The following is an 18,419-nucleotide window of genomic DNA, read 5'->3' on the forward strand; positions in this document are numbered from 1 at the left end:
ATGTTTTATTTTAATTTAAAGGGAATAAACTGTCTTGATCCACCTTCATAGAATTTATCGAACCATTCGTAGTAGTGTAGTCTTAGAGAGTGTAGGAAGACGATTATTCCGTCTAAAGCGAGTATTACTAGAGTTGCTATGCTGTAGAACAATATCCATCCTAATGTAATTCCAAGGGCTCCTCCTCCAGAAAGGGCTGTGAATACTTCAGCAACCTCTACTAATGCTAGGAAAAGGCCTATATGTACTAACGCGAGGGCGAAAAGCCGGCTGTATGAGATTGTGTTTGAAACAAAGGATAATATCCCGTGGAACGCTTCGAAAGCACCTTCTCCAACTAGGGTTACTGCTTCTTTAGTTCCTTTGAAGTGCCCTATCTCGGCGATTAGTTCTCCTAGGGTTAGTAGTATTACTGGTGGTACGAGTACTGCTAGGAAGAGTGGTATGTTCCATGCCATTGGATCCATGCCATGTTCAGTTATGGATATTGCAACTAAGCCTGCAGCACCTAATAATATCCATATTTTGGATATTGGTATTACTGTTGCTCTGACGGAATGTTTTAGTTTGTTGAATATATCTAGTGTCATTCCCACTGTCATATGTATAATTCCAAATGTTAATGCGATTATTAGGAAGTTTATGGGTTCGTATATTGGGTATATGAATAATGCGTGGTCTGGTGGGGTTATTGTGAATCCAAGCATTTCGGATTGGGCTGCTGGTGTTAAACCCATGAATTTCCCATATACAAACCCAAATAGCATCGAAAAGAATCCGAGTGGCAACATAACTACTGCTAGGTCTTTGATTGCTCCTTTAGCTACTTTTAGTAGTAATAGTCCTGCTAGGAAAACTATTAATCCGTGTCCTACGTCTCCGAACATTACACCGAACAGTAGGGGGAGGAATAGTGCCATTACGGCTGTTGGGTCGACTTCGTTGTATCTGGGGAGTGCGTATGTTGATGTTAGTAGTTCGAATCCTTTGAAGTATGATGGGTTGTCTAGTTCTACGGGTACGTCTTCGTCTTGTTCTGGTTCACGTGTTTCTATTAGGGCGATACCGTTTGTTATGTTTTCTACAATTTGGGTTAGTTTTTTTGATTTTTCTTTAGTTATCCATCCTTCTATTATTGATACTCTTGTGCTTTCTCCCATTTTTTCTTGAGCGTCTTTTCTGTCGAGCATTACTTCAAGTGTTTTTTTTATTTTTTTGGTTTTATCTCGGTGTTCGGTGTCCATCTCACTGATTCTTTGTATTATGTTTTTTTGTGTTTCTTTTATTTTCTTTAAAGCTGATTCGGTTTCTCTGACTATTTGGCTTGGTGTTTTTTCTGGTTTTTCCTCTGGTGTGAATAGTTCTACGTCATGTTCTTTCAGTGTTTCCATTATGTTTTCTTTTTGTTCGTTGAGGAAGGTTGCTGCAATTGTGTCTTTGCCTTGTTCTTCTTTCTTTATGTTGATCCATAATGCTGTTTCTTGGGTTTCTAGTTTGTCAAGGAGTTTTTCTCCTTTTTCTCTAGATATTTTACCCATTACTGTGTAGGTGTAGTTTGATTCTCCTAGATAGCTTAATGGTATTTCGAACCTTGTGTATTGCTGTATGTTGTCCTTATATTCTTTGAGGTTTTCTTCTTTTGTTTGTAATTCTGTTAGCTGGTTTTCCAGTCTTTTTGTTTCTCCTACGATTTCGTCGATGAAATCTAAGTCTTGAGTTTTTACCTCGATTTCGGGTTCTATTGTTTTTTTGGTTTTTTGATCGCTTGAGAATAGGTTTTTTATTTTTTCTCCAAATGATTCCTCTTCTGTTGTAAGTTCTTTTATTTTATCGAATATGTCAAGGATTCTCCGAGATTTAAGGTGGTAGGATCTTAGGTTCTTTTTTTCTTCACTTGCATCGCTAAATGTGAAGAAATCTGGAAAATCCTGGATGCTTTGGGTGGCCTCATCGATGTGTACAAGGCCGGCTTTTTGTAGTTCTTCGATAAGTGGGTCTCTATAGTTTCTTAGGGTTACGATCTCCACTTTCTCCATCCGTTTTGGCCAGAACAATTATTTCCCTCCATAGGTTTGTGTGGGGTATAGATTTATGGGTTGAAGTTTGGTTTTGGTTGATTCAATTGTTTTTCTCTTTGTTTTCGACTTATTATGACTAATTTCGCAATTATTTAAACCTTTCTGGGTTGTTTGGGGTATTGCATTCATGGAATTTGATTTATATGTCACTTTCTTCAACCATACCTTGTTTTTTAGAAACATACCCTGTTGACTATCTGTCGTATTTCTCCTCTTTTTCTTCTGATTATCTCTTCGATTGTGTTATCTATTGTTATTGATTTGTCTTGTGATGTTGCGGTTATTCCTGCAGCGCTATCTATTTTTTCTCCGATTTCGATTTCGATTTGTTTGTTTAGTGTTTCTTCGATTTCTTCTTTGATTAGGTTTTTGTTTTCTTTGATTAATTCGAGGTCTTTGGTGTTTGCGTTTATTATGAGTTTTTCTGTGTTTATTTCTGTGAATGATTCTTTGATTAGGTTTTGTAGTAGTTCTAGCTTTTTTTGTTCACTGTAATTTGTTATAGATGTTTTGATGTCTTCTATGATTTCGTTTATTAGTTGTTCTTTTACGTCTAGTTTTGATCTTTTGGCTTTGAGTTTTGCTTCTGCCATCATGCTTCTTTTTTCTTGTTCAATCTCTTCTCTTCTTTCATCGATTATTTCTTGTTTGTTTTTCTCTGCTTTTTCTTGAGCGTTTTTCTTTATGTTTTCTGCTCTTTCTTCGGCATTGGAGACAAGTTCACTGGCTTCTTCTTCGGCTTTATTAATTATCTCTTTTTTTAGCTTTTGAACGCCACTTTCCATCTGCATTTGTAATACACCATAATTATTTTTATCTGGTTTTTCTTTATGTTCCGATTAATAGTTCAAAGACTTCTTCTTCGGCTTTATCTGTGTTTTCTTTGGCTTTCTCCAACATTTCTTCGGCTTCAGATTTTCCTTCGCTAATTATTTTTTCCGCTTCTTCACTGGTTTCTTTGAGTTCTTCTTTCTTGATTTCCTCTATTTCTTCTCGAGCTTCTTTTTTGGCGTTTTTAGATATCTCTCTGGCCTCCATCTCGGCTTCTCTGACTATTTCTTCGGCTTTAGTTTGAGCGTCCTCTATTATTTCAAGAGCCTTTTTTTCAGCCTCTTTGATTTCCTCTAGTTTTTCTTTTTCCATTGAATAACCCTCTATTGTTTTTTGGTCCATCAGGCTTTAAGACCTAACACCATTTAAATCATTACTGATGGCCTAGATTCATAACGATGTGAATCAATTGTTCGGTTTTGTGTTACGATCGAGTTTTACGGTAATTGAAAGTCAACATATTATTCCTCATGTTCTACTTAGTTTTTAGTTTTATCCCATCTACAGGTTCCTTATTTTTTTGTTTTTTGTTTTTTATTTAGGTTTTAGAACATGAGAATTGAGTATATCATGTATATTGCGAGCATTAATACTATTAGGAATATTGCAAAGCTAACTCCCCGTCCGCTGTCTATGTCGTAGTTTTGTTGTTCTTCTTTTTGTGCGTTTATTGATTTTAGGATGGGTTCGAATATTTTTGTTGAGAAGTATCCGTTTACCGTTGTTCCTGTTAGGTTTACTATATTTGATGTCTTTGTTATTCCTTTAATTATTGAGTTATAAATATTGTTTACTGTAAACAATTTAGGCCAACTTCTTGTTTCAAGTTTAAGTATGTATGCTCCTGAATATAGGGCTATACCTATTGCGAATGATGTTAATACTGCTGTTAGGTCTTCTGTTATGAAGACGTTTATTTCTGATACGTATGTTATTGATTCTGGGTTTAATGAATGGGTTTCCAGTACTGGTGTTATTAGGTTTTGTAGTAATGTGCTTGGGAAAAGGCCGATCAAGATTATTAGTGTTGCTATAGTTCCTACTGATGCTGCCATTAGTTTTGGTGCTTTTTTTATTTTTTTGTTTGAGTCACCAGTTAGGAATGTGGATATTAGTAGTTTTAGTGAGTATGCTACAGTTCCGCCGCCTATGATTTTGAATAATATTTCTGCTATGTATAGTGATTGGTCGCCGGTTAATGCATAGGCATCGTATAATGCATGGTGTATTATTGTTTTGCTGACGTATCCATTGAATAGTGGCATGCCGGCTATTCCTAGTAGGGCTATTATGCATAAAATGAATGTTATGGGCATTTTTTTGTAGAGCTGGCCCATTTCACTCATTTTTAGTGTTCCGGTTCTGAAGTATATGATTCCTGCTATGAAGAATAAAGCTGATTTGTAGAGGGCGTGGTTTGCTACGTGGTATAGTGAGCCGGCATATCCCATTGCAGCGCCTTCGTATCCAAGGTATGCGGCTGCTCCTATCCCTATCATTAGAAGGCCTATCTGGCTTATTGTGCTGTATGCGAGAAGTGTTTTTATGTTGTCTTGGAATAATGCGAATATCCAGCCGATGAATGAGGTTATTATTGCTATCCAGATGACCCAGTAACCGATTTCGGGTAATGCCCATGTTGTTGCTAGGTCGCTGGGTGTGAATATTGTTCCTGTGGTTCTGAATATTCCGTATATTCCTGCTTTAACCATTATTGCTGATAGAAGGGCTGATGCGGGGGTTGGGGCGACTGGATGTGCTTTAGGGAGCCATATGTGTACTGGGAATATCCCTGCCTTTCCTCCGAATCCAAGTATCATTAATCCCACGATTAGGTATTTGAGGTTTCCAAGCTCCGATATTTCCCCTAGCCTTGGGTTTATCGACATGGAGCCGGTGTTCATGAATAGTAGGATTATTCCTATTAACAACATCAATCCACAGAACGCGCCGACGTAGAAATATACTTTACCAGCTTGGTATGATTCGAGTGATTGTTCGTGTATAACGAGCATTAGTGAGAAAAGTGCGAGTAGTTCGAAGAATATATATATGACGAATAGGTCGCCGCCAACGATGACTCCCATGTTGACGGCTAGTGTCATTATTAAGAATAAGAAGTATCGGTTTGTGGCGTGTTCTTTTTTTACGTATGTTATTGAGTAGATGGTTGCTACCATCCATATAAAGGAGGTTGCAAGGGCGAATATAAATGAGAAGGAATCTACGTAGAATGTTATTGGATACATTGTTGTTAGTGAGGCGAGTGTGTATTCGATTTCGCCTCCACCACTGACGTATGGATACATCAGAACGGTGATTAAGAAAGTTAATATTGATATTAATGCAGCTGTATAATGTCCATATTTTTCACGCCAACCCTTCCCAATGATGTAAGCTATGAATGCGCCGATTAGAGGTACAAGCACGACTAAGGCGGGTAATGATATCACTGTTGCCTGGGTTGACATTGAGATCATGTTTTTACCTTTTTTTTGTGGGAAGAGGTTTTAGTTCATTACTTTAGGGGAGGAGTGGATTTAGTTATTCAGTTTACTGAAATTTTATCTACTTGTTTAAATCTGTTTCACTGGGATTCAAAATGGGTTTTTATTCCATTTTTATTCTCCCGATATTTTACAACCTAGCAATATTTAAAACTTTTAGGTATGGAGGTTTTTTAGGTGGTTGGTTTGTTTGGTTTATTATATTTTGAAGTGTTATTGGATGTGTTTGTTATTTCTGGATATTTCCTTCTGTATCTATTTCTCCTTTTCTAATTCTGGTTGAGGATATTGGTTTTCCGTTTTCTGCTTTCTGTATTGGTATCTCGATTATTTTTAGTGGTTTTCTATTAAGCTGGATTCGTTTTTTATTTATTTTTTCTGCGTTTGGACGTGTTTCAGGGGATACTATTATTGCATCGATGTCTTTTTGTAGGCTTACCCCGATTTCATCTTCTATCTTAACTATCTGGTATTCTGTATTTTTGGAGATGTTTTTAAGGTAGTTATAGAGTTTTTTTCTACGTGTGTTGTAGTCTTCTATCTCTCCATGTTTTTCGCTGCACATTTCGTTTGATGTCAGCCCTATGATTACATGGTCTCCTATTTCGAAGGCTTTTTTAAGAAGAGTTTTATGGCCTTTATGTAAGTGTGAGAATGTTCCGCCTAAAACTACCTTCATGTTTGTTCGATGGTTTTTATATTTTAAGCAGGCTTTTTTCCTTTAGAGAGGGTTGGGTTCACCTGGTTTCTATTCCTTTTTGGTTTAGGTATTCTTTTACCTCTTTGACTGTGTATTCGTTGTAGTGGAATATGCTTGCTGCTAGGCAGGCGTCTACATCGGTTTGTTTGAATGCTTGGTGCATGTGTTCTGGTGTTCCTGCTCCTCCTGATGCTATTACTGGTATGTTTGTTGCTTTGGTTATTGCTTTGTTTAGTTCGTTGTCGTATCCGTCTTTTGTTCCGTCTCTATCCATGCTTGTTAGCAGTATTTCTCCTGCTCCTCTTTCTTCTACTTCTCTGGCCCAATCGATTGCGTCGATGCCTGTGGATTCACGGCCTCCATATATAACTACTTCGAACCATCCTTCTTCTCCATCTTCGAACTGTATGTTGTTTCGGCCTTCTTCTGGTTTTTTATTTCTTTTGGCATCTATTGCTATAACTATGCATTGGCTTCCGAATTTTTTTGATGCTTTGTTGATTAGGTCTGGGTTTTTAACTGCTGCTGTATTTATACCTACCTTGTCGGCTCCGGCTCTTAATGTCCGGTTTATGTCTTCAATTGATCCGATTCCACCGCCTACTGTGAATGGTATGAATACTTCGTTGGCTGTTTTCTGGATTACGTCGATCATGTTTTCTCTGCCTTCTGCTGAAGCGGTTATATCTAGGAATACGAGTTCATCGGCTCCTTGGTCGTTGTATTTTTTTGCTAGGTCTACTGGTGTTCCTGCTTTCTTTAGGTCTTTGAATTCAATTCCTTTTACAACCATGCCGCCTTCTCCGGATAGTTTTACGTCTAAACAGGGTATTATTCTTTTTGCAACCAAATTTATCCCTTCATTAGTTTTTCTATTGATTTATATGCTTTTTTAAGTTCTTTAGGTCCCCAACTGGATTTGTCTTCAACTAACTGTATCTCTAGTTTTTTGTTTTGGATCTGTCCAATATGTGATAGTAGGTTGTCTTCTATCTCTAATTCTTTTTTAGATATCAGTAAGAACCTTCCATAGCTTTCTGAGAAAAATATTTCTTCTCTATCCAGCTCTCCCTGTACATCGGTTAGGTCTGTTTTTATTCCAACGTTGTTTTTTATAGCGGTTTTTGCTAAAGCTGTTATTAATCCTCCACGTGAAATAGCTCTAGCTGTAGCGATATCGTTTTCACGTACAATCTGCCGTACTTTCTTTATGTTCTCTGTATCCTGGTCTGTGGGTATAGGTGGGTTTTCTCCAACAGAGTTGTATATCTCTTTGAAGTATTGTGATGCTCCTAGTTCGGGTCTTGTTTCTCCATATAGGTATACATGGTCTCCGGTTGAGACATCCATGCTGGGTATCTGCTCGATATCGGGTATCCAGCCTACCATACCTATGTTAGGGGTTGGTTTTACTGTGGAGCCGTATTCTATACTCTCATTGTAGAGAGATACATTTCCACCTACAACAGGTATATCCATTGAATCGGCCATCTCAGCCATTCCTTTAACTGTTTCTTTGAATTCCCAATATATCTCTTCTCTTTCAGGGTTTCCAAAGTTTAGGCAGTCAACCATTGCAATCGGTTCTGCACCCATCGTTGCGAGGTTCATTGCGTTTAACAGTACTGAGCCTTTACCACCCATAAATGGATTTAGGTATGTGTGGTGTGAATTACATCCAGAAGTTAGAGCTATCCCCTCTTCATCCATCTGTAAAACAGCAGCATCTGCACCGGGCTTGACAACAGTTCTTGTCTGCACCTCATAGTCGTATTGGCTGTATATCCATTCTTTTGAAGCGATGTTTGGATTGGCCATTATTTTAGTTAAACTTTCTTCAACAGGTGGTGTTGTTCTTGAGGAAATCTCTTGAGACCTATCAACTTCTTTCTCATTTCGATTATATGTGGGTGCTTCTTCAGTCAATAACTTTACAGGTAGATCTACAACTTTTTCATCATTATGCCAAGCAATATACTGTTCTTCTTTTATGACCTCTCCCACTACGTTGGACTCAAGGTCATATTTCTCAACTAACTCACGTGCTTTATCGATGTTTTCAGGGTCTATTTCAACAAGCATTCTCTCTTGTGACTCAGATAACAATATCTCAAGAGGATGCATATCTTCCTCACGTAAGTGTACCTTGTTTAAATCAATTTCAGCTCCAAAACCTCCTAGTGAGCACATCTCAGATGAAGCTCCTCCTAAACCAGCTGCACCAAGGTCTCTACACGCCTCTATCAAACTTTCTTCCGCCATCTCAAGTATACAGTCAATTAATAGTTTCTCTGTAAATGGATCTCCAACCTGAACACTTGGCCTCTCCTCTTCAGACTCCTCTTCAAGCTCTTGAGAAGCAAATGAAGCTCCTCCTAAACCATCACGACCCGTAGATGCACCTACAAGAAGTAATGAATTTCCGGGAGTTTTTGCTTTAGCTGTAACTAGGTTTTCCACAACCCCTACACAAAAAGCGTTTACAAGGGGATTCCCATTATAACTTGAATCAAACTCAACCTCACCACCTACAGTTGGAACCCCTATGCTGTTTCCATAATCAGAGATTCCATCCACAACTCCTTCAAGCAAATAACGGTTCTTCTCCTTATCTAGATCTCCAAACCTTAATGGATCAAGCAAGGCAATCGGCCTCGCACCCATAGACAATATGTCTCTAACGATTCCTCCAACCCCTGTTGCAGCACCGTTGTATGGATCTACATAAGAAGGATGGTTATGGCTTTCTATAGCTAGTGCCAACATCTCTCCATTCGGAAGGTTGATAACCCCTGCGTCATCACCCGGACCAATAACAACGTTATCGCCATCTGTAACAAAGTTGGTTAAAACAGGCCTACTAGACCTATAAGCACAGTGTTCACTCCATAAGTTAACGAAAAACTCTTCTTCCACCTTATTAGGTTCTCTACCCAATCTATTCTTTATAATATCTAAATCATTTTGTTCAAGTGTCAAGACATGCACCTCTTATTTAAACATACACCTAATCAAATACAACTACCTTTACAGCATAACTTCAAAAATATCTACAAATACAAGTTTGTACCGGTCACGTTATTTAAAAAACTAAATCTCGGTTTTTTGTTCTTTATGGTATTTTGTCTTGTGGGAGTTTCCCTGCCTGCATACTGAGGTCTGTTAGAACTAGTGCTGCCATAGATTCTAGGACGGGTACTACTCTTGGACATATACATGGATCGTGTCTTCCTTCTATCTCTAGATCTATCTGTTCTTTATTTTGGAGGTTTATCGTTTTTTGTTTTTTATTGATTGAGGGGGTTGGTTTTATTGCTGCTCTGAAAATTATTGGCATACCGGTGGATATTCCGCCTAAAACACCACCGGCATCGTTTTCCAACATTTTAACTTCATCGTTTTCAATTGTGATTGGGTCGTTTGATTCACTTCCAAGCATAGTTGCGGAGTTGAATCCTGCGCCTATTTCAAATCCTTTTACGGCTCCAACAGACATTATGGCTTTAGCTAACTCTGATTCGAGTTTTTTGAATACAGGTTCTCCAATTCCTGGTGGGACATCTTCTGCAATAACTTCAACTACTCCTCCAACTGAATCGCCTTTATTTTTAGCTCTGAGTATCTCTTGCTCCATCTGGCTGGCTTTTTCTGGGTCTCCACACCTAACAGGGTTTTCTTCGACAAAACGCTTTATCTGACTTGGTTTGGGGTTTGATTCAACTTCACCAACTTTTTTTACATGTCCATATATCTCGATATCTATAGTTTCTAAGAGTTTTTTAGCTATTGCACCACCACAAACTCTTCCAACAGTTTCACGTCCTGAAGACCTCCCGCCACCTCTAAAATCTCTATATCCATATTTAGCTTCATATGTATAGTCTGCGTGACCAGGCCTCAATTTAAAACGACTATATTTAGATGAATCTACGTCCTTGTTCTCAACCAACATACCTATTGGTGTTCCAGTGGTCTTTCCCTTGAAAACACCGGAAAGTATTTTCACTAAATCCTTTTCATCACGGCTTGTTGAGACATTACTTTGTCCCGGACGCCTTCTATCTAATTCAAGTTGTATATCTTTTTCTGAGAGCTCTAGGCCTGCAGGAGAGCCATCTACAACTGCTCCAACAGAGCCTCCATGAGACTCTCCAAATGTAGTAACGCTAAATAAGTTACCAAAAGTATTAGACAATGCTAAACACCCAAAGTACCTAGAACTGGATTAAACTTATTTTTTGAGTTAAAAAACCTTTTTTTATTTTATTTTTTTACTTCTGTATACCTTGTCTCTGTCTTTTTCTATCTTCTTCCTAATTCTCATTAGAGTTATGTATAGTAGTGTGAAGGCAATTACAGAAAAGATCATGGTTATCTGCATCGAGGTCTCCATTCTCACCTCACTAATTTCTATCACCCTTGGATGTATTGTATCCCATATCTCTATCGATATATATGTTATTGGAACGCTTATGAAAGCGATTACTCCATAAACTGCTGATAACCTACTTGTTTTCTCCGTTTCCAAGCTATGTCTTAGGGTTAGGTATCCAATGTATATTATAAACATTATGAGTGTTGTTGTTAGGCGGGGGTCCCAAGTCCAAAATACTCCCCATGTTGCTTCTGCCCAAATAGATCCGAGTATTAAAGTTAGGCCCGTGAACAACACACCTATCTCCGCTGATGTATATGCTGTTATGTCCCAGTTTCGGGATTCATTTCTTAGATATTGTATGCTCGATATAAATACTATGAAGAACGCTAGGAATGATGTCCAAGCTAGGGCTACATGGAAATAAAAAACGTTCTGTATGACCCCCATCTCTATGTCTGTTGGTGAATATATGAAGATTAGGTAGATGGTGATTGCCATAACGATGGTGGTGGCCAGTATTAATAGGTTGTCCTTATCGATTTTTTGTTGTATTTTTTATTCCCCCATTACGTAGTTGAATGTTAGTATTGAGGCTGTAAAGAATATTACTGCATATGCACTTAACATCTGTATCCATGGTAGGTAGTTTTCTCCATTGTTCAAAGCTATAGTGGTTGCCTCTACCGATCCAATTACAACCGGTATTATTATTGGAAATAGGAGGACCGGTAGTATCATGGTTTGGAGTCGGCTTGAAGATGTTATTGCTGAAAGTAGGGTGCCTACAGATACGAATCCAAATGTCCCGACAATTATTACTAAAAGGATTTTGGGTAATGCGGTGATAACTCCTGTTAAGTTGAATAGAAATATAAAGAAGATTAGGGTCAGTAATTCGACAGATAGTATTATTATGTAGTTTGAAATTGTTTTACCGATGTATATGGCGCTCCAATCAATTGGTGTTAATAACACTCCTTTTATAGCACCTGATTCTCTTTCAAACGCGAAACTCTGGTTTAAACCTAATATTGCGGCGAATATATATGTTATCCAAAGTAGGCCAGGGAACATTTCACTGTAGTTGTTTGATAAGTTTTCTGTTACGGCGAAGTTTAATATGATTATTACTATGGCGGAAAAAGCCGCCATTGATGTTATCATTTCTTTAGTCTTTATTTCTATTAAAAGGTCTTTATAGGCCAATTGAAGTGTTTTAGAGAAATAATCCTTCATAGAAAGCTCCGGGTAATGGTTTTTCTGGATATATTCGATTTGACATCCTTTTATACCTAAGGAGAGGGGTTACTGCTCTCTCAAACCCTCACAAAAGTTAATATTTTTTTGTGTAACCAATAAACTGGTTTTTGGGTTTTTATTCTTCTTTTTCTGGTTTGTCAACTCCTCTCATTCCCTCTATAAGAATTACAGGTCCATAGGTTGCTTCCTTTATTTTACCAGCCATGTCTCCTAATATAAGGTCTTTCAGGCTTTTACCAATCTTGCCTATAATCAATAACCCGTACTCTGGTGATCTTTTTTCAATCTCTTTAACTAGATTTTCTCTATTGATTTCTATTCTTTCTGTGATGTTTTCTAGTTTTATTCCATGTTCCATTAATGTTGAAACGCCCTGATCCAGAGTTGTTTCTTCAGGATCAACCAACATCAAACCAACTTCAGGTTCTTTAAGTCCGAGTTGGTTAATAAATTCACCAGATTTCTCCAGGTTTTCTAGATATCTGTATACTATCAACACCTTTTGGTAGGGTGGTAGTGGGTTTAGTAGTATTGTTGCATCCACTTTTTCTTCTTTCTCTATCCTTTCTATTGTTTCTTTTTTATTGTGTGTGAATGCTTGTCTTGTCTGGGTTGTTGCCCCTGCTTCATCAAAGCTTTTTTTAATGTTTTCAAGAACTACCTCTACCTTGTCTTTGTATTGGGAGCTGGCTTGACTTGCTGCAGTTTGTTCAGGTATTTCATGTATCCCAAGGAGAATTACCTCCATATCTGAAAGGAGGTTGATAATTCCCTCGGATACTGATTCTTTTTTAACCACTTCGATTGGAATTAATACTTTTTTAGTCATTCTTCCAATACTCCTTTAAGTTCTACATCTGATGCGTAGATTACTGTCCACAAACCTGCTATCAACAGTATTGCTATACCTATCCATCTAGAAGCAGGCTGCATAAAGGCTATTAAGACGAAACTTGATATACCTCCTATTATCGGTAGCCCTGGATATCCAGGGGTCTTAAAATCGGGTTCATACCAATCTGGAGAGGTTCTTCTAAAGAAGATTACAGAGAAACAAATCAATCCATACATAACTAAGTGGAGAAATGAAGCTACTTCAGCAAGCAACTCAACCTGCCCTACTAAAACCAAACCAACTATAAATATACCTGCAGATATCAACGCTATGTGAGGAGTCCCGTATTTAAGATTAATCTCACTAAGTTTTTGAGGTACAAGTCTATCTCTACTCACACTGTACAAAGCCCTTGACGAAGCCAGTATAGAGGCATTGGCGCTTGATATCGTTGCTAACAAACCAGCCACAAGAATCGTAATCGCTCCTAAAACCCCTAGAAGCTCTCTAGAAACCTCAACTATAGCTGTCTCCCCAAAACCACCTAAAGTTACACTATCGATTGCGCTAGTAGCAACAAAGATAGTTAACGCATATAATATAGTTACAACCACAACAGAGCCAACCATCGCAAGAGGTAAATTCCTACCTGGATCTTCAATGTCTCCTGCTATCGTTGCCACTTGAGCAAAACCAAGATATGAAGTGAATACCAATGCAGCTGTTGAGAAAACAGGGGCTATACCGAAAGGCGCAAACTCCTCCGGAACAGTCTCTCTACCTAAAACACCAACCGCATCTAAACTACCATAAATCAAGAAAACAACCAAAATAACTATTAAAAGAGTTACAACTGAATTCTGCAGTTTCTCCGTATTTTCAGTCCCAGAAATATTAATTAAAACCAATAAAACTCCAAAAAACACCGCCAATAACACAACTGGATCAAAACCAATCGTCAAACCAGCTTCATACAAAACCTGAATCGCATAATAACCAAACCCAACAAGATAAAAAGCTGTAGCAAAAATCAAACCAAACCAAATAGACACACCCACCATCCCCCCGGCCTTAGTACCCAACGCCCTAGAAATAAAGAAATAACCACCCCCACTTCTAGGCATCGCAGTAGCAAGTTCAGAAGCAGGTAATGCAACCAATAAAGCGATTAAACCACCAATAATAAAACTAAGTATAGCTGCAGGCCCTGCATTACCAGCAGCAAGTCCTGGAAAAACAAATATACCAGCACCAATCATAGTTCCAATACCAATAGTGAGTCCTCCCATCAACCCAATTGTTCTCTCAAGCTCAACCCCTTCCTCATGAACACTAACCTGCTCACCATCCTCCTCAGGAATAGCCTCGGACACACCATTGCCTAAATCATTATCCTCAGACACAAACACCACCCAAAACCCCATATCAGTAAAGACCGGTGACATCCTCCCCTCTCTGAAAGAAGGGGGTCTCGGCCCTGAATTGAGATAAAAGGTTTTTATATTAATCTAAAAATCTCACAGGCAGTTTAAATGTAAAATCAAAACCCTATTTATTTTTTTGGGAATCCCAATTTTTTAAAAAAAAAACATCCTCTTCCCAGTAAGGAAGTCTCAGTTTTAAGTTGAAATACAACCGGTTTTTGTTTTAGAGATGCTAATGATTATATTATTTTGATAGTGATATATGTATTAAAAACATTTTTTGTGGGTTTTTTGTTCGGTGTTTGTCATGCTTGAGGTTAAAAATATTGTAAAGGATTTTGGTTATGTTAGGGCTTTAAATAATGTTAATTTATCTGTAGATGGTTTTAAAACTGTTTTTGGGCCTAATGGTGCTGGTAAAACCACGTTAATTAAGATATTATCTAGTGTTATGGAGCCTTCTCTAGGTACGGCAATGGTTAATGGTGTTGATTTAAGGGAGAATCCTGTTGATGTTAGGTCTCAGATTGGGGTTGTTTCGCATCAATCTTATTTCTATGGTAAGTTGACATGTGAGGAGAATTTAAGGTTTTATGCTGGTATGTATGGTGTGGATAAAGACAGGCGTGTTAGGGAGCTTTTATCTAAAGTTGGTTTGTTGAGTAGGGGTTTGGATAAGGTTGAGGATTTTAGTAGGGGGATGGAGCAAAGACTATCTATTGCAAGGGCTTTGCTTCATGATCCTCCGATTCTCTTGTTAGATGAACCCTATACGGGGCTAGATCTTCAGGCCAGTGAGATGTTGAGAGATACCTTATCTGACCTAGATGGTAAAACAGTCTTGATGACTACACATAACATCCAGAGAGGTCTTGAGTTATCTGATTCTATCTCAATACTTATCGATGGCGAAGTTGTATTCGATAAAAATAAGGATGAAATAGATTTGGATAGTTTCCCAAGTATCTATCGGTCATCGCTTAAAGGAGATCTTAGTATGGATTAGTTCTACAGATGAGAAGGGATAGTGCCTTGGAGCTTGTGGACGGCTCTTCCGTTAACCACTCCACCGTTCGAGAAGATACGTTCGATGGTTGAACTGGGAGTATTAGCAGTTAACCCACGGGAAAAAGCCTCGGAGCTCAACCCCGAAGCAGTTCACTTTCATTTTCAATTCACTCTCTTGGAAATCAATTTTTAGTTTTAAGTCAGATCTTTTTTTGATTATGTTTAGTACTGGATTTGAAAGGCTTGATAGTTTTCTCGATCCCTCTCCATTTAGTTGCGGTAATCTGGTTTTGTTTCGTGGAGATGGATGTATGGATGTTTTTTATAGGTTTGTTGCCTGTAACGCTGGCTATAGTGTTATAGTGGATGGAGGTGGTTGTATCAATCCATATCTGATTGGAGAGGCGGGAGATGAGTTAGGGCTTAGCAGGGAGAGTGTGCTACAGGTTCCGGTGTCCAGGGCCTTCACCACGTACCAAATCAGTGGGATAATAGATAATCTATGGAGCCAGGACTTCAGGGTTGTTTGTTTTCTAGAGCCCTTTGATCTATTTAGAGATGAGGAAATCGATGAAAAAGAGAGTATGGGGGTTTTAAGGAATTGTTTATCTGAGCTACAGAAGATCTGTATCGATAAAAACGCTGTCTCAGTGATGTTTTCCCTAAATGGGATAGGTTGCTTTAGTGAGGTTTTGAGTAATTTTTTAGATGATGTTGTTGAAATCCAGGAAAGCAAGGGTTGTTTTGAAGTTTATTGGAGGGATATGGTTAGGAGTTTTTGTCCATCCTTAGATAGGCATCAAACAACTATCGATAGGTATGTAGAGGTTGAGGGGGTCAGGGAATTTAGTTTTCCATTTGAGGCTCAAAGAAGGTTAAGTCATTTTATAGAGGTCGATGTGAACTACCTCGGGGTCGAGCTCCGAGGCTTCTTCCCGTGGATTAACTGCTAATACTCCCAGTTCCACCATCGACCGTATTGTCTCGAACGGTGGAGTGGGTCACGGACGGCTGGTTCACACAGCCCGATGCCGACTGTCGCAACTCTCCAGTACGAATCACTGGGAGTGTATAGAGGGTCGGCACATTCCAATCAACTTCTGCTTCCGCAACGCCTTTCACAGCGATATTGACGCCTGCATTCCTATCCGAATGGTCTTGATGACTACACTCTAGACATTTGAATCGCTTCCGCTTCCGATTCGCCTTCTCAGCGTACCCGCACATTGAACACCGTTGCGACGTGTACTCAGGGTTAATCCACGCTACTGGAATCCCTTCGAACGCTGCCTTGTACGAGACGAACGATTGAATCAGATTGAATGGCAAGTGATGTAGGCGTCGGTTCATTCGAGTACCATAGTCGATGTTCTCACGCATCTCCTTGAGGTCTTCAAGGACGATACATGGGTGTTCGAACTGCTGGCACCACTCTATGACTTGCCGTGACAATTTGTGCGTCTTATCGTTCACGAATCGCTTCTCCTTGTCTCCAAGTGCATGGAAAACACTATTTTTCTCGGCGTTTTGAACTCGCTTTCGGATTGTGAAGTACCGATGGCGTTCGAACTTGATTTCAGGGAACTCGATAACAATTGAGTCTTGGACTCCTTCTTCTGTGAGGGCGGAAAGAGCGACGTTATCTTCGTTCACATCGAGTCCGATTAGGGTTTTGCTGTCTTGCTGGTCTCGAATCGTCAGCTCTTCGTTAGTAATGTTCACGTGGAGTTCAGGCTTTTCGTCATGGTATATAACTTCACTTGTACCAATACTCCACTCATCACTTTGAAGTGCCGTGCGGAGTAGGTTGAGGTGTTGGTCACTCCCATTGAGGGTTCCTTTGACGTGCTTGTACGGCTTCGCACTAACACGGAACTTGACGCACCCATCATCAGCGAGCGACAGGTTGTAGCCTTCTTCGTAGTTCGACCGAAGCGGATACGATCCATCCTTGGTGTGACTGGGTTTTCCGAAGTCGTCGTACTCGTAATAATTCTCCATCGCCCCCAGTGCCTTTGCAACGATTCGCTGTGCTGTATTCTTCACAAGGTCGAATTTCTCGGCTACGATGTCATCAATATCGTCCCAGTCTTCACCTTGCTTAGCGAGTTGGATGGTTTCGTTATAGGCTTTTCTTGCTTCAAGCGTTCCATCGTACAGCACTCCCTCGTTGCCACTCTCGATGTCCATTTGAAAGTCAAGAGTTTTCGTGAGAGGTTGCTGTTTTCGAGTCATGGGTAGTTACTCTTCGTTATTTGGTTGAACGTGTCTGTAGTGCAGGATGAGCGTTCGAAGTACGCTATCGAAGCTCTTGTGGTCTTCATCCTCTTTTATTTCTTCGAGGTCTTCATGCACTTTATCGGAGATATTCAGTTGCGTCATGACACATACTTTATGTTGAACTGTTATATATTTTGCGGATATATCTAAGAAATACTATTAGTATTTTAACAAATAATTATATGTATGTCAGAGAACCGTTCGAACCATACAGTATACAATATCAACTATCACTTCGTCTGGTGTCCGAAGTATCGACACTCGGTGTTAGAAGAAGTCGAAACCACTATTGAGAATAGTATTCGGACGGTGTGTTCCGAGTATGAATATGATATACGCTCATTACACATCTCTCCCGACCATGTTCACTTATTCGTCTCTGCTCACCCAAAACACTCACCGAGCAAGATGATTCGAGTGTTGAAAAGCATCACAGCAAGAGACGCATGGAAGAATCACGAGGATTTGTTAGAAGAGTATTTCTGGGGTGGTGGGTTTTGGGAAGAATCCTATTACGTTGGAACAGCTGGTAATGTTTCAAGTACAGTAATTCAGAAGCATATCAATCATTCCGAACATGTGTAGGGTGGACGGGATTCACCCTCGGGGTCAAGCCCCGAGGCACTCTCCCTCTACCGCCTGTAGACATGACACACCTAAAATAATAAAAGAATTTCAAAAAGAAGTTCTAGAACTACTTAAAAAAGCGGATACGATAAAAGAATATAGAAAAAAACAACTAGAAGCCCTAGAACTCCTAGAAAAATACAAAAAACAGATAAAACAAGGTTGTATATCAAGAGAAAAACTTGCATATACCTCAAAACCATCTAAAAAAATAGAAGACTACAAAACAATGAATAGAAACAAGGCCGCGTTAATAAAATACAGAGATAAAGGCAGTGAAATAAAACCTGGAAAAAAAATCAAATACATAATCAGAAATTCAAACCTAAAAAACAGAGATAAAATAGCATTAGTAGAACAAGAAAGCCCTATCGACATAAACCACTACACCAAATTATTGGAGCGCGCATACCAAACCCTCCAACCAAACCAAACCAAAAAAATAAAAAATAAAAAAATAAGACAATGCGATATAGAGGCAAACTACTAAT

The 18,419-nt window shown here is 39.0% G+C and carries 17 protein-coding genes; 4 read left to right on the plus strand and 13 right to left on the minus strand.

Annotated elements, in window-relative coordinates; all coding sequences use genetic code 11:
* Positions 1–5: 5 nt before the first annotated feature.
* The 12 genes from QEN48_RS00185 to QEN48_RS00240 form a co-directional block, all read right to left on the minus strand.
* On the minus strand, positions 6–2,054 hold the full coding sequence (locus tag QEN48_RS00185; protein WP_280108401.1) for a V-type ATP synthase subunit I: 2,049 nt from the start codon (positions 2,052–2,054) through the stop codon (positions 6–8).
* A gap of 197 nt (positions 2,055–2,251) precedes the next feature.
* Positions 2,252–2,869, minus strand: a complete 618-nt coding sequence (locus QEN48_RS00190) for a V-type ATP synthase subunit E family protein (protein ID WP_280108402.1) — start codon at positions 2,867–2,869, stop codon at positions 2,252–2,254.
* A gap of 37 nt (positions 2,870–2,906) precedes the next feature.
* Positions 2,907–3,251 carry an ATP synthase archaeal subunit H gene (gene ahaH / locus QEN48_RS00195; RefSeq protein ID WP_280108403.1) on the minus strand — a complete coding sequence of 115 codons (345 nt, stop codon included), beginning with the start codon at positions 3,249–3,251 and terminating at the stop codon, positions 2,907–2,909.
* Positions 3,252–3,454: 203 nt separating this feature from the next.
* Complete coding sequence (locus QEN48_RS00200) at positions 3,455–5,389, minus strand: proton-conducting transporter membrane subunit (protein ID WP_280108404.1); 1,935 nt, start codon at positions 5,387–5,389, stop codon at positions 3,455–3,457.
* Between the two features lie 256 nt (positions 5,390–5,645).
* Positions 5,646–6,095, minus strand: a complete 450-nt coding sequence (locus tag QEN48_RS00205) for a phosphopantetheine adenylyltransferase (RefSeq protein WP_280108405.1) — start codon at positions 6,093–6,095, stop codon at positions 5,646–5,648.
* Positions 6,096–6,153: 58 nt separating this feature from the next.
* Complete coding sequence (gene hisF / locus QEN48_RS00210; protein WP_280108406.1) at positions 6,154–6,966, minus strand: imidazole glycerol phosphate synthase subunit HisF; 813 nt, start codon at positions 6,964–6,966, stop codon at positions 6,154–6,156.
* Positions 6,967–6,968: 2 nt separating this feature from the next.
* A complete protein-coding gene (gene purL, locus QEN48_RS00215; protein ID WP_280108407.1) occupies positions 6,969–9,095 on the minus strand; it encodes a phosphoribosylformylglycinamidine synthase subunit PurL in 2,127 nt (708 codons plus the stop codon).
* Positions 9,096–9,228: 133 nt separating this feature from the next.
* On the minus strand, positions 9,229–10,311 hold the full coding sequence (gene aroC / locus QEN48_RS00220) for a chorismate synthase (protein WP_280108408.1): 1,083 nt from the start codon (positions 10,309–10,311) through the stop codon (positions 9,229–9,231).
* 63 nt (positions 10,312–10,374) lie between these two features.
* Complete coding sequence (locus tag QEN48_RS00225) at positions 10,375–11,046, minus strand: cytochrome c biogenesis protein (protein WP_347985138.1); 672 nt, start codon at positions 11,044–11,046, stop codon at positions 10,375–10,377.
* 3 nt (positions 11,047–11,049) lie between these two features.
* Complete coding sequence (locus QEN48_RS00230) at positions 11,050–11,730, minus strand: heme exporter protein CcmB (RefSeq protein WP_280108409.1); 681 nt, start codon at positions 11,728–11,730, stop codon at positions 11,050–11,052.
* 139 nt (positions 11,731–11,869) lie between these two features.
* Positions 11,870–12,583 carry a hypothetical protein gene (locus QEN48_RS00235; RefSeq protein ID WP_280108410.1) on the minus strand — a complete coding sequence of 238 codons (714 nt, stop codon included), beginning with the start codon at positions 12,581–12,583 and terminating at the stop codon, positions 11,870–11,872.
* Complete coding sequence (locus tag QEN48_RS00240; protein ID WP_347985139.1) at positions 12,580–13,962, minus strand: APC family permease; 1,383 nt, start codon at positions 13,960–13,962, stop codon at positions 12,580–12,582. Before QEN48_RS00240 ends, QEN48_RS00235 begins: the two co-directional genes overlap by 4 nt.
* 358 nt (positions 13,963–14,320) lie before the next feature.
* On the opposite strand from QEN48_RS00240, the gene QEN48_RS00245 reads away from it, so the two are divergent.
* Together QEN48_RS00245 and QEN48_RS00250 are read left to right on the plus strand one after the other, a co-directional pair.
* Entirely contained in the window at positions 14,321–15,019 is a 699-nt protein-coding gene (locus QEN48_RS00245) for an ABC transporter ATP-binding protein (RefSeq protein WP_280108412.1), read from the plus strand.
* A 313-nt stretch (positions 15,020–15,332) separates the two neighbouring features.
* Positions 15,333–15,974, plus strand: a complete 642-nt coding sequence (locus QEN48_RS00250; RefSeq protein ID WP_280108413.1) for a hypothetical protein — start codon at positions 15,333–15,335, stop codon at positions 15,972–15,974.
* On the opposite strand, the gene QEN48_RS00255 is transcribed toward QEN48_RS00250, so the two are convergent.
* The gene (locus QEN48_RS00255; protein ID WP_347985111.1) at positions 15,964–17,256 is read right to left on the minus strand and encodes a transposase; all 1,293 of its coding nucleotides are present in this window, start codon (positions 17,254–17,256) and stop codon (positions 15,964–15,966) included. The two genes, QEN48_RS00250 and QEN48_RS00255, sit on opposite strands and share 11 nt — an antisense overlap.
* 231 nt (positions 17,257–17,487) lie before the next feature.
* Here QEN48_RS00255 and tnpA point away from each other — a divergent pair, with 231 nt between their 5' ends.
* Positions 17,488–17,886 (plus strand): IS200/IS605 family transposase, encoded by a 399-nt coding sequence (gene tnpA / locus QEN48_RS00260; RefSeq protein ID WP_280108415.1) that lies wholly within the window; start codon positions 17,488–17,490, stop codon positions 17,884–17,886.
* A gap of 1 nt (position 17,887) precedes the next feature.
* Positions 17,888–18,418: a DNA polymerase domain-containing protein gene (locus QEN48_RS00265; RefSeq protein ID WP_280108416.1), complete on the plus strand. Its 531-nt coding sequence runs from the start codon at positions 17,888–17,890 to the stop codon at positions 18,416–18,418.
* The last annotated feature ends 1 nt before the right edge of the window (position 18,419 follow it).

This window comes from Methanonatronarchaeum sp. AMET-Sl (assembly GCF_029854155.1).
GTDB lineage: Archaea > Halobacteriota > Methanonatronarchaeia > Methanonatronarchaeales > Methanonatronarchaeaceae > Methanonatronarchaeum.